Raw genomic sequence first — 12,547 nt, 5'->3', positions numbered from 1 at the left:
CAAGAACGAAAGACGCCCGGCGCTCGGCCGGGCGTCTTCTGCGTTCAAGCGGGTATTCGGTCCTGTGCCCGATCAGCGGCGACGACGCGTCGCGACCAGCGCGCCCATGCCCATGAGGGCGGCGGCGCCGGGGGTCGGGATCACGTAGACGCCCGGGTTGCCCAGATCGCCGTTGGCGGAGAAGTACGAGCCCTGCAGGTCGCCGAGCGTCGAGAAGAACCAGCCGGTGACGTCGTTGAGACCGAGGAAGCCGGGCGTCGTCCACCCGGAGGTGTTTTGCGTCCGGATGGTCCCGGGGAACACGGTGTCGCCGTAGGTCAGGCGATCGACGAGCAGGCCGCTGTTGTCGAAGATGTTGATCTCGTCGGCGCGACCGAGGTTGTTGGTGTACTGGTCGAGGATGACGACCGACGAGTCGAGGTTCCACGCGGCGCGGAACGCGGCGGCGGTGGACTCAACGAGCAGGACCGACTGCCCGGCAGCGACGACGCCCGCGCCGGAGAGGTCGAACACGCCGGGGATGCGGCTGTCGTCGTCGAACGACCAGCCGGCGAGATCGATCGCCGAGGTGCCGACGTTGGTGATCTCGATGAACTCGCCCTCGGCGCCCTGGTACATCCACTCGGTGATGACGATGCGACCGGTCGCGAAGGACGCGGCGGACAGGGCGAGGCCGGCGATGACGGCTGCGGTGATCTTCATGATTGCTTTCCTCTCATCCACTTGCTGAGCAAACGCGGCGCGGTCGGAACATCCGAGACGCGAGGCGTCGCTGACACGAAGGGACAGCAACGTAGACATGACGCCGGGCGCATCAAGCCGTTTCGTGTGAGGATCGCGTGAATGCTGAACTGGAGAAGTTCACTGCGCCGAATCGCGCGCGGCGCCCGCGGCGCTCACGAAATCTTCAACATCCGCGATGCCGTACACAGCCATCGTCCCCGACACTTCGTACGCGACGATCAGCAGCGGGCGACCGGTCGGGCTGTGATGCGCCGGGATGAAGCAGATCCCCTCCGGCGCGATATCCCCTTCGTCGGCAGAGACATGCAGGTCGATCAGACTGGGGTTGGCCGGATCGGAGAGGTCTAGCGCCGCGATCGCGCCGGGGCGCTCCAGCCCGATGAACGCGACGGGTCTGCCTCTCAGGGACGCGAGCGCGATTCCTTCGGGCTCTGGACCGCGCGCCGTCGATCGCGATTCGGCGCGAGCGTTCCCGTTGGCGTTGAATCGGTCCGGTGCGACCGACGCCATCGTTCGCTCGAACAGGTCGCCGGTGTCGGCGACGCGTTCCAGCGATCCATCAGACGCGACGCGCCAGACCGAAGCGCTGCGCGAGCCCATCGTGACCGGCTGGTCGATCGCGCCGTCGGCGTCCAAGTCCCCGCTGTGGGCGCAGACTTTCAGGTCGTGCAGGGCCGGCGAACTCTCGATCCTCTCGCGAAGCGCGCTGGACACGCGGAGCGTCGATGGCAGCTCGCGCACGCGGATCTCGTCGCCAAGGGGGTTGTTCGCGCGCCCGAAGCGCCCACGGTCGTCGCCTTCGTTCGGGGTGATCAGATACCACACCCCGTCGACGCTGAAGGACGCGAGCTGGTCGGGCATGGGGGCGGCCAGAACCGTTTCCCACGCGGCGCCGGGCCCGTCGGCGTCCGACGGATCGATCGCCTGCTCGAGCAGTCCGAGCCCGACGATCCTATCGAAGCGCATCGAGCCCAGGTCGAACCGCGCGACGGCGTTGTTCTCCTGCAGCGTGATGTACGCGCCGTCGCCGATGAACGCGATGTACTCGGGCTCGAGATCGAGCGTCGGCGACGCGCGATGTCGCGGGTGCACGCGCAGAAACCGGTCACGCGGATTGTCGAGTGATGCCTTGAGCGCGTCGGCGAGGGCGTCGCCGTCGAAATACACGGTCGTGACGCGCGACTGCGTGAGCCGCGCGCAGTCGAACTCGCTCCCGACGCCCGAGAGTGAGATCACGCTGAGCGATCCTGGCGGGTCGACGAGCACGCCCTGCGCCGTGACGCGTGGCTGGCCCTCGTTGGCGACGAGCAGGAGTTCTCCGTCGGGCGAGAAGGCCGCGGCGTCGGGGTTATACCCGACGACGAACCGCGAGAGCACTCGCCCGGTGCGCGTGGAAAAGAGCAGCGCGACGCCCGGGACCCCGGCGAAGTCTTCCGGGACCACGGTCGCCGCCGCGAACCCGCGCCGCAGCGGGTCGAGCGCGACGTGGGTGACCTCGGCCTTCATCCCGGGGGGGAACGCGCTCTGCGCCGCCAGGCCGAGCGTGCGCACGAGCAGGGGGGAGGCGCCGTCGCCCAGGTGGATCATCGCCACGTCGTCGCCGGCGACCGCGAAGACCATGTTGCTCGACTCGTCGTAGGCGGGGATCTCGACCGACGCCAGCGACACCACGCCGAGGCGCGTGAGCAGCGGGCGCTCGCGCAGGGTCCTCGCGCGGTCCTGCGCCGACGCGGCGCTCGCGAGTGTCGCGAGGATGACACCGCCCAGCGCGCACGCGCAGGCGAGGCTTGGTGAGGTTCCGGGCATGAACCATCAACGTAGTGCGTGACTCGGCGCGAGGGTTCTTCACAATGTCAAGATCACGCGAAGGAACCGTGAAGATCTTCGCGCGATGCGCCGGGCTTCGCGCAATCTTCACCGTGGCGAACAGTCATGGACCGCGCGCCGGCTTACTCTGACGCCCTTCACGGTGGTTCGCACGGTCGCGACCATCGTCGGCGGCGAAGGCACCCTCGCACGGCGGTCATTCATGCACCACACGCACGCTCCCCACCCGCGCCGCGGTTTCACGCTTATCGAGCTGCTCGTCGTCGTCAGCGTCATCGCGCTGCTGATCGGCATCCTCCTTCCGTCGCTGAGCGTCGCGAAGGACAAGGCGCAGGCGGTCCGCTGCATGGCGAACCTGCGCAGTCTCGCGAACGCCGCGGTCTCGCACACGGGAGATCACAAAGGGCTGTTCAGCACCGGCCCGTCCGACAACCGCATGCGCAACGGCTACGGGCCGATCCGCACGACGGGCTGGATGGCCGACTTCATCCGAGGCGAGTACGCCAACCCCGGCCAGCTGCTCTGCCCGACGCACCCGGTCAAAGACAACCAGAACATGTCGTTCGAGCGCCTGAATGACAGGCCCTGGGAATCGGTGCGCATCGAGGATCAGGAGCGGCTCTTGGTGGCTGGCTACAACACGAACTACGCCCAGTCGTGGTACATGGCGTACACCGGGATGAAATCGCATCGCAACCTGTCGCTCGACCCGCGCAGGACCGAGGGCGTCATCGGGCCCCTCAGCACGAAGTACGTCGACACCATCGGCGCCGCGATCATCCCTCTGTTCGGCGACGCGAAGACCAACGCCACCGAGCAGGGGACCTTTCTCGGGGAGCGCCGTCGCGTGATCAAGGCGCTCACGGACGGGCCCATCGTCGGCGCGAATGGCTATTGGGACAGGCAGGACTACGACGACCTCGGCCCGGCGCACGGGAGGGACTCCTTCGTGTTCAGCCGCGGGACCGACAAGCTGACGGGCAACATCGCCTTCGCCGACGGGCACGTCGCGACCTTCAAGGACAGCAAGCCGACCAACGGCGAGCGCGACGGCGAGTGGGGCATGCGCTTCGACACATCCACCGGCCGGCTCGTGTACGACGAGCTCGAAGGCGCGGTCTACGGCGGCTGGCTCAGCGAGCCCAGCCCCATCCAGTGACGGAAACCCTCCCGGCGGGCGCGTCCGCGCGGCGCGACGCCGGGCTTCTTTGGAAGAGGAGACGAGCGATGCGTTCTATTCGTGAGAGACTGCTTTCCGCCGCGATCGTCGCGGCGTGCGGGCTGAGCGTGTCGACCGGCGCGAGCGCGCAGGTCGTGATCAACGAGATCTTCGAGAACCCCCCGGGCTCGGGCTCGATCGACAATGTCTGGGAGTTCATCGAGCTCTACGGCAAGCCCGGCATGGACCTGACCGGCTACGCCGTCGCCGTCCTGAAGGGCGGGTACTTCGTCAACGGGATTCAGGTCGAGGGGCAGGAGATCGATGAGGCCTTCGCGCTCGACGGGATCGTGCTCCCTGAGAACGGTGTTTTCGCGATCGTCAACGCGAACACCGCCGGGTTCTCGTCGGTCGGCAACACCTTCCTGACGCCCAACCCGGCGTGGAACCCGGCGATGCCCGACTCGCTGACCAACCGGCGCTGGCTCAACGGCATCGCCTTCGCGGCGCTCCACATCCCGACGACCGACACCGTGGGCAACCTCGCCAACGACGGGTCGTCCACCTATGTGCTCGTGCGCAAGCGTCCGAACCACTCGATCAACGCCATGGGGCGCAGCGTCTACGCCCCCGGCTACGCCTGGCGCAAGGACGTCAACCACGACGTCAACTACGACGAGGTCGTTGACTTCGGCCTGCCTTTCGAGGGCGGCGGCGCGCGCGTCATGCAGCCCTACCAGTCGGTCGACGAGTTCGCGTGGTCTCACACCGGCGGCAAGGAGTACACCCGCTCCCGCCAGCAGGTCATGTCGGACACCTCCGGCTTCAACCCCGACGCCGTCAGCCGGCTGAACTACTTCGTGACGAACCCGCAGCGCGGCCACCGCTCGCGCCCGACCGACGCTGGCTTCGAGATCGTCTTCTCGCGCATCGCCGACGAGTCGTTCGTGTACGGCGAGGTGCCCGTCCTCTCGACCCTGGCCTACAACACCGGCGTCGACACCGAGGGCTTCGTGCAGACCAAGGCCCCGACCGATCCCAACGGGCCTCGCTACGACGGCTCGTGCGACCCCGAGCCCGAGGGCGTTCCCCCGACCGGCTGCGGGCAGAACCCGGCCGGCGAGTTCCTCTTCGACGACCTCGATGTCACCGGTTTCCGGCTCACCCCCGGCGGGTTCAACGATCACCCGACCAACAGCGAGATCCGCCAGTTCCGCTTCGTGCGCGGCGACTTCAACTTCGACGGCGTCGTCGATCAGGCCGACCTCGACCTGATCGTCTCCCGCCTCGGCGCGACGCTCGACGACACCGAGTTCCGCACCATCGACCCCGGCACGCCGGACAACCCCAACGACGACTTCCAGCTCCTCGACTGGAAGTGGCAGGTGGGCGAGTTCCAGCAGATCCTCATGATGCGCGACATGGACGAGGCCGACGGCCCCGGCGGGACCAACGCGGAGCCGGTCACCATGGCCGACGTCGCCGCCCTCCAGGCGCTGCTGCCGGTGGTGTGCCCCGGCGACACCAACGGGGACAATGTCGTGAACTTCGCCGACCTCAACGCGGTGCTCTCGGCCTTCGGGCAGACCGGCGCCGGCATCGTGGGCGACGCGAACAACGACGGCGTGGTGAACTTCAGCGACCTCAACATCGTGCTCTCGAACTTCGGCGTCAGCTGCGTCCGATAACTATGGTCTCGTAGTCGCTTGAACCTTCTCTGAATTCGACGAGCCCGTCGGCGCGAGCCGGCGGGCTCGTTCCGTGTAGGGATCGAGGCGGTGTCGTCGTCGCCGAGGGGGGAGTGGCCGGTGTTTTCACCGGGCGAGGGCCCGGAATGATTTTTCTCTTGTGTCCTCTCGGGCGTTCGATTATCCTGACCCCCCGAGCCGACGGTCGCCTTGCACAGGGGACGCGCGCTCGCGCACTTGGAGGAATCGAGAATGACCCGACCCGTTTCGTCGCTTTCCCGCGCGGTTCTCGCGCGCACCCTCGTCGCCTGCGCCGGCCTCGCGGCCATCGCTACGGGACCTGCGTTCGCGCAGCAGGTCGACTCGAACTGGCTCAACCCGGCGAGCGGGACCTGGAGCGCCGGCGCCAACTGGTCCACATCGCCCAACGCGCCCAACAACGGCGCGCCGGCAGGCACGACCTATCGCGCGATCATCGACGCCGCCGGCGCCGCCTACACCGTGACCCTCAACTCGGGCGTCACGATCGATGAGCTGGTGCTCAACTCCGCTGACGCGACGCTGTCCCACACCGCCAGCACCCTCTCGGCCGCGATCGCCAACCTCATGTCCGGCGTCTACCGCCTCCAGGGCGGCACGATCAGCGGCGGGACCTGGAACGTCACGGGCGGGAGCTTTCAACTGACCAGCAGCGGCGGCACGCTCAGCAACGTGCAGTTCAACGGTGATCTGCTCGGCAACGCCACGTCCTCGTTCGTCACTCTCGGCGGCACGACGCGGTTCGATGCGCTGCGTCTGCAGGCAAACAACTCCCAGGCCCGTCTCGCGCCCGGCTATACGCTGCGTGACGCCATCGTGTCCGAGGGCGCGACGGCGGGAACACGCTTCATCTACAACAGCGGCGCCGGGACCTTCACGATCGGCAACACCGGTTCAGTCACCCTCGCCTCCGGCTCTGCCGGGGATCTGCAGATCAACTCGTTGTCGGGCGCGTTCACGCTGGTGAACGACGGTCTGATCTCAGCGCAGGCCGCGGGGCGGACGCTCACCGTCAACCCCAACACCTTCACGAACAATGCTACGGCGCAGGTCTCCGCCGGCGCGCTCACCGTCTCGAGCGGCTCGTGGACCAACGCCGGGCTCTTCGAGGTCTCGGGCGGCACGCTGAACCTGGGCGGGACCTGGGACGCCACCGGCGGCGTCGGCTCGTTCAGCCGGACCGGCGGGACCATCAACCTGACCGGCACGATGAACAACACGGGCAACGCCTTCAACCTCGACGCCTCCACCGGGTCGTGGGGTCTCTCCGGCGGCACGATCAACGGGGGCACGATCACCTCGGTCGGCGGGAACACGCTCACGCTCACCAGCAGCGGCGGCGCGCTGAACAGCGTGCAGTTCAACGGCGATCTGGTCGGCAACGCTACGTCCTCGTTCGTCACTCTCGCCGGTTCGACGCGCTTCGATGCGCTTCGTCTGCAGGGCAACAACTCTCAGGTCCGTCTCAACGCCGGTTACACGCTGCGTGACGCCATCGTGTCCGAGGGCGCCGCCGCCGGGGCGCGCTTCATCTACAACAACGCCGCCGGGACCTACACCATCGCCGACAGCGGCTCGGTCACGCTGGCGTCGGGGTCCGCGGGCGATCTCCAGATCAGCGCCCTCTCCGGCGCCTTCACGCTGGTGAACGACGGTCTGATCTCGGCGCAGGCCGCGGGTCGGACGCTCACCGTCACCCCCAGCGCCTTCACGAACAACGCGACAGCGCAGGTTTCTGCGGGCGCGCTCACCGTCTCGAGCGGCTCGTGGACCAACGCCGGGCTTTTCGATGTGTCGGGCGGCGCGCTCAATCTCGGCGGGACGTGGGACGCCACCGGCGGCATCGGCTCGTTCAGCAGGACCGGCGGCGCGATAAACCTGACCGGCACGATGAACAACACCGGCAACGCCTTCAACCTCGACGCATCCACGGGATCGTGGAATCTCTCCGGCGGCACGATCAACGGGGGCACGATCACCTCGGTCGGCGGGAACACGCTCACGCTGACCAGCAGCGGCGGCGCGCTGAACAATGTGCAGTTCAACGGCGATCTGGTCGGCAACGCCACGTCCTCGTTCGTCACTCTCGCCGGTTCGACGCGCTTTGATGCGCTTCGTCTGCAGGGCAACAACTCTCAGGTCCGTCTCAATGCCGGCTACACGCTGCGTGACGCCATCGTGTCCGAGGGCGCCGCCGCCGGGGCGCGCTTCATCTACAACAACGCCACCGGGACCTACACCATCGCCGACACCGGATCGGTCACGCTGGCGTCGGGGTCGGGGGGCGATCTCCAGATCAGCGCCCTCTCCGGCGCGTTCACGCTGGTGAACGACGGTCTGATCTCGGCGCAGGCCGCGGGTCGGACGCTCACCGTCAACCCCAGCGCCTTCACGAACAACGCGACAGCGCAGGTTTCTGCGGGCGCGCTCACCGTCTCGAGCGGCTCGTGGACCAACGCCGGGCTTTTCGATGTGTCGGGCGGCGCGCTGAACCTGGGCGGGACTTGGGACGCCACCGGCGGCATCGGCTCGTTCAGCAGGACCGGCGGCGCGATCAACCTGACCGGCACGATGAACAACACGGGCAACGCCTTTTCGTTGAACAGCTCCACGGGGTCGTGGGGCCTCTCCGGCGGCACGATCAACGGGGGGACGATCACCTCGGTCGGCGGCAACACGCTCACGCTCACCAGCAGCGGCGGCACGCTGAACAGCGTGCAGTTCAACGGCGATCTGGTCGGCAACGCCACGTCCTCGTTCGTCACGCTCGCCGGTTCGACGCGCTTCGATGCGCTGCGCCTCCAGAACAACAGCGTGCAGGCGCGCCTCAGCCCTGGCTACACGATCAACGACGCGATCATCGCCGAGGGCGCCGCGGGCGGCGCACGCTTCATCTACAACGCCGGCGCCGGGACCTACACCATCGGCAACACCGGATCGGTCACGCTGGCGTCGGGCTCCGGCGCCGATCTCCAGATCACCCCGCTCTCCGGCGCGTTCACGCTGGTGAACGACGGTCTGATCTCGGCGCAGGCCGCCGGACGCACATTCACCGTCAACCCCAACACCTTCACGAACAACGGGACAGCGCAGGTTTCTGCGGGCGCGCTCACCGTCTCGAGCGGCTCGTGGACCAACGCCGGGCTTTTCGATGTGTCGGGCGGCACGCTGAACCTGGGCGGGACCTGGGACGCCACCGGCGGCATCGGCTCGTTCAGCAGGACCGGCGGCGCGATCAACCTGACCGGCACGATGAACAACACCGGCAACGCCTTCAACCTCGACGCCTCCACCGGGTCGTGGGGCCTCGCCGGCGGCACGATCAACGGGGGCACGATCACCTCGGTCGGCGGCAACACGCTCACGCTCACCAGCAGCGGCGGAACGCTGAACAGCGTGCAACTCAACGGAGACCTGCTCGGCAACGCCACGTCCTCGTTCGTCACTCTCGCCGGTTCGACGCGCTTCGATGCGCTTCGTCTGCAGGGCAACAACTCCCAGGTCCGTCTCGCGCCCGGCTACACGCTGCGGGACGCGATCGTGTCCGAGGGGGCCGTCGGCGGCGCGCGCTTCATCTACAACAACGGCGCCGGGACCTACACCATCGCCGACACCGGCTCCGTCACGCTGGCGTCGGGGGCCGGGGGCGATCTCCAGATCAGCAACCTCAGCGGCGCGTTCACGCTGGTGAACGACGGCCTGATCTCCGCCCAGGCCGCCGGACGAACGCTCACCATCAACCCCAGCTCATTCGTCAACAACGGCACGCTCGAAGCGCAGAACTCCAGCGCCCTCCGCGTTACCACCGCCGGCGTGCACACCAACAGCGCCGACCTCGTCGTCGGGACCAACGGGCGCATCGAGTTCGTCAACGGATTCGAGCAGGCCTCCGGCGGCGTGCTCACCGTTGAACTCTCCGGCGGCGCGAACACCGGCGCCGGGCGCCTCGCCATCACCGGCAACGCGACGCTCGGCGGCACGCTCGACCTGTCTCCCGTCGGCGCCTTCGAGCCGACCTGGAACAACGCGTGGACCATCGCCACCACGACCACGGGCACCATCAGCGGCGACTTCGACTCCATCCTCTTCCCGACGCTCGCCGACAGCGATCACCGCTGGTGGACCGAGATCAACCCGACCTCGTACCGAGTCGGCGTGCGCCACTTCGCCGACCTGAACTACGACGGCGTGATCAACTTCGCCGACCTCAACATCGTCCTCTCGGGCTTCGGCACGATGGGGACCTTCCGCCAGGGCGACACCAACGCCGACGGGCTGGTGAACTTCTCCGACCTCAACAACATCCTGTCGTTCTTCGGAGTCGCGGCGCCCCGCGCCGCCGTGCCGGCCCCCGGCGCCGCGGTGATCCTGGCGCTGGGCGCGCTGGGCGTGGCCCGTCGGCGTCGCGACTGATCGCGCTGGTCGAAGCTGATTCGGATCGAACAAGAGCCCCGCGGTGCTGCCGCGGGGCTCTTTGCGTTGAAGACTCGGAAAGCAGGCCCCGCGAAAGCAGCCAGCGAGGCCGCAGGAAAGGGCTTTGTGCGGATTACCGCACAAAGACCGAATGACCCCAACGGGATTCGAACCCGTGTCTTCACCTTGAAAGGGTGACGTCCTGGACCAGACTAGACGATGGGGCCGGCTGAGAAACGGACGGTCGCGGCCAGGGCCGCGGGTCGAGGACGCGGGAGTATATCGGGCGGGCCGCACGCATCCACGGGGGGAGCCGTGCCCATCGGGCGAGACGGGCGTGAGTCGCTGGCCGAATGCGCCGATGAGTCTTGCATGACACACGAGGCGCCATCGCGGAAGGGTTCCTGCGGCGGAGACTGCACGCGCTGCGGCTGCGGCGGGGGAGTGCCGGTGACGGTTTCGGCCCCGGCGCCGGCGTCGCGTGCCCGGCTTCGCGCGACGCTGGTGAAGGTGGGCGTGGCGTCCGGCATGGCGGGCGCGTTCGTGCTGGTGGCGATGCTCGCCGAGCCCGGACCGTCGTCGGCCAGCCAGGGTGTTTCGCTCCCGGATGCGTCGCTCGCGACGGCGCCCCCGATCCAGCCGGAGGCACGCCGGGATCTGGCCGGGCTGCTCGGAGAGATGCGCGGCAGGACCTATCGCATCGAGATCGTCTCCGGTCGCGGTGAGCCGACCTATCGGGTGCTGACTGGCGACGGCCGGGTGCTCGCCGAGGGCCTGCGCGCCGACGAGGTTTACACGGTCAATGAGCACCTGACGGTTGACCGTTTCGGGGACGCGCCTGAACTGATGAACGGGCCCCTGATGCTGCTCGAAGGCGCCGCGCGCGATTAACTGTCGGGGGCGCCTCCCGGTGCTACCGTTTCGCGAAGACACCGAGGCCGGGTGTGAGACGCCCGGGCGTCGGGTCGAGATCGGCCCTTATTGGAGCCCCGCGTGACGAACGCCGCCGCCTTGCTCGCGATCCCTGTCGGCCCGCTGCCCGTTCCCGGGCGGGTGAAGACGGTCCTTGTGTTCGGCGGGACATTCGATCCGCCGCACAAGGGGCACATCGCGCTGCCCACGCTGGTGCGCCGGAAGGTCGGCGCGGACTGGCTGCTGTATGTCCCTGCGGCGCTCTCGCCCCTCAAGAAAGACAACCCGCTGGCGAGCGATTCGGATCGGGTGGAGATGCTCCGTCTGGCGCTGCTGGATGTGGGCGAGACGAGCGCCGCGGTCGCGACGCTCGAGCTCGATCGCGCGAGGGAGAGTGACGCGGTCGACGAGCTGCACCCTCGCAAGCCGAGCTACACGCTGGATTCGCTGCGATACATGCGTCGTGAGCTGGGCGAGGGCGTGACGCTGCGTCTGCTGATCGGGGCGGATCAGGCGGTGCAGTTCCACAAGTGGCGTGAGCCGCGAGAGATCATCCGCATCGCCGAGCCCCTGGTGATGCTGCGCACGCCGATGGAGACCGTCGACCGGCTGATGCGCGCGATGGAGCCCCACTGGACGCCCGAGGAGCTCGCGGAGTGGCGCGAACGCGTGGTGGAGGTGCCGGTGATCGACGCCGAGGCGACGCGCATCCGCGAGGCGCTGCTCAAGGAAGGGCCGAACTCGCCCGAGCTCGACCGGGTGCTGCCCCCGGCGGTGGTGCGTGAGATCCGGGCGAGGGGGATCTACAGCCGGGGATGAGGATGCGGGCGGCGGGGGCGCCGGGGGCCCGGGGGCGCCAGGGCGTCCGCCGGATCGATGAGCAACCGCCCGGGGCCGGGGGCGTAGGGTAGTGGGAAGTCCGGTTCTTTCATGAAGGTTCCGAAGCGACGGGGAGCGACGATGGCACGATTCAACCCGAGGACGATCCAGGCACTCACGGCGCTCGGCGCGATCGCGATCGCGTCGCACGCGGCCCTCGCACAGCAGGCCACGAGGACCAACGGCGAGGTGCGAACCCGCGCCGCGAAGACCGTCGACCCGCGCGAGCAGACGCTGCGCCTGCTGAACCAGCGCCTGACGCTCACGCTCGAGGATTCGCGACTCGAGGACGTGCTGCTGTTCCTCGAGCAGGCGGGCGAACTGCCCCTCGACATCAAGTGGATGGACTCGCGGAACCCGGTCGGGCTCGACGCCGAGGCCACCGTGTCGCTCAAGGCCCGGAACGCGACGATCCTCTCGATCCTCAACTCCGTGCTCGAGCGCGTCGGCGATGAGTTCAACGAGGCGAGCTGGCAGCTCACCGAGGACGGCATTATCGAGGTCGGGCCCAAGGAGCGTCTGAACTCGCGCAAGCGACTGCAGATCTACGACATCAACGACCTGGTCTTCGTGATCCCGAACTTCACCGAGGTGCCCCAGCTCGACCTCGACGCCGTGCTCCAGCAGGGCTCCGGAGGCGGTGGCGGCGGCGGCGGGCGCGGCGTGTTCCAGGTCAACGATCAGAACGATGTCGAGCCGGACTCCGAGGAGCGTGCGCAGGAGATCATCACGCTCATCACCACCCTCGTCGAGCCCGAGCAGTGGGTCGTCAACGGCGGGACGGGCGGGACGATCCGGCTCCACAACAACTCGCTCATCATCAGCGCCCCGGACTACATGCACCGCCAGATCGGCGGGTACTCGTTCAACAACCGGCGCCGCTGAG

Annotated in this window: 8 protein-coding genes and 1 tRNA gene; 6 read left to right on the top strand and 3 right to left on the bottom strand. The window is 68.2% G+C overall.

Going from position 1 to position 12,547, the window contains the following annotated elements; translation table 11 throughout:
* Positions 1 to 72: 72 nt before the first annotated feature.
* Positions 73 to 702, bottom strand: coding sequence for a lamin tail domain-containing protein (locus tag KF684_03725; GenBank protein ID MBX3352018.1), 630 nt, complete (start codon positions 700 to 702; stop codon positions 73 to 75).
* Between the two features lie 159 nt (positions 703 to 861).
* Entirely contained in the window at positions 862 to 2,550 is a 1,689-nt protein-coding gene (locus KF684_03720; protein MBX3352017.1) for a choice-of-anchor I family protein, read from the bottom strand.
* Between the two features lie 223 nt (positions 2,551 to 2,773).
* Here KF684_03720 and KF684_03715 point away from each other — a divergent pair, with 223 nt between their 5' ends.
* The 3 genes from KF684_03715 to KF684_03705 all read left to right on the top strand — a co-directional run bounded on the left by KF684_03715 (position 2,774) and on the right by KF684_03705 (position 9,870).
* On the top strand, positions 2,774 to 3,730 hold the full coding sequence (locus KF684_03715; protein MBX3352016.1) for a prepilin-type N-terminal cleavage/methylation domain-containing protein: 957 nt from the start codon (positions 2,774 to 2,776) through the stop codon (positions 3,728 to 3,730).
* 68 nt (positions 3,731 to 3,798) lie between these two features.
* Entirely contained in the window at positions 3,799 to 5,418 is a 1,620-nt protein-coding gene (locus tag KF684_03710) for a hypothetical protein (protein ID MBX3352015.1), read from the top strand.
* Between the two features lie 252 nt (positions 5,419 to 5,670).
* The gene (locus KF684_03705; GenBank protein ID MBX3352014.1) at positions 5,671 to 9,870 is read left to right on the top strand and encodes a hypothetical protein; all 4,200 of its coding nucleotides are present in this window, start codon (positions 5,671 to 5,673) and stop codon (positions 9,868 to 9,870) included.
* A gap of 152 nt (positions 9,871 to 10,022) precedes the next feature.
* Here KF684_03705 and KF684_03700 read toward each other — a convergent pair.
* Positions 10,023 to 10,097 (bottom strand) — tRNA-Glu (locus KF684_03700).
* A 223-nt stretch (positions 10,098 to 10,320) separates the two neighbouring features.
* Between KF684_03700 and KF684_03695 the strand changes: the two genes are divergently transcribed.
* The 3 genes from KF684_03695 to KF684_03685 all read left to right on the top strand — a co-directional run bounded on the left by KF684_03695 (position 10,321) and on the right by KF684_03685 (position 12,546).
* Positions 10,321 to 10,761 carry a hypothetical protein gene (locus KF684_03695; GenBank protein MBX3352013.1) on the top strand — a complete coding sequence of 147 codons (441 nt, stop codon included), beginning with the start codon at positions 10,321 to 10,323 and terminating at the stop codon, positions 10,759 to 10,761.
* A gap of 102 nt (positions 10,762 to 10,863) precedes the next feature.
* Positions 10,864 to 11,601 (top strand): nicotinate-nicotinamide nucleotide adenylyltransferase, encoded by a 738-nt coding sequence (locus KF684_03690; GenBank protein ID MBX3352012.1) that lies wholly within the window; start codon positions 10,864 to 10,866, stop codon positions 11,599 to 11,601.
* 141 nt (positions 11,602 to 11,742) lie between these two features.
* Entirely contained in the window at positions 11,743 to 12,546 is an 804-nt protein-coding gene (locus KF684_03685) for a hypothetical protein (protein ID MBX3352011.1), read from the top strand.
* Position 12,547 lies beyond the last annotated feature (1 nt).

It is taken from the genome of Phycisphaeraceae bacterium (genome assembly GCA_019636675.1).
In the GTDB taxonomy this organism is placed as follows: domain Bacteria; phylum Planctomycetota; class Phycisphaerae; order Phycisphaerales; family UBA1924; genus JAHBXC01.
The sequence above is the reverse complement of the archived record's forward strand: the minus strand, read 5'-3'. Positions and strand labels throughout refer to the sequence as shown.

Bases quoted from the DNA above. Each gene is read 5' to 3' on its own strand.
- KF684_03725 (MBX3352018.1), bottom strand. From the start codon at position 702: ATGAAGATCACCGCAGCCGTCATCGCCGGCCTCGCCCTGTCCGCCGCG.
- KF684_03720 (MBX3352017.1), bottom strand. From the start codon at position 2,550: ATGCCCGGAACCTCACCAAGCCTCGCCTGCGCGTGCGCGCTGGGCGGT.
- KF684_03715 (MBX3352016.1), top strand. From the start codon at position 2,774: ATGCACCACACGCACGCTCCCCACCCGCGCCGCGGTTTCACGCTTATC.
- KF684_03710 (MBX3352015.1), top strand. From the start codon at position 3,799: ATGCGTTCTATTCGTGAGAGACTGCTTTCCGCCGCGATCGTCGCGGCG.
- KF684_03705 (MBX3352014.1), top strand. From the start codon at position 5,671: ATGACCCGACCCGTTTCGTCGCTTTCCCGCGCGGTTCTCGCGCGCACC.
- KF684_03685 (MBX3352011.1), top strand. From the start codon at position 11,743: ATGGCACGATTCAACCCGAGGACGATCCAGGCACTCACGGCGCTCGGC.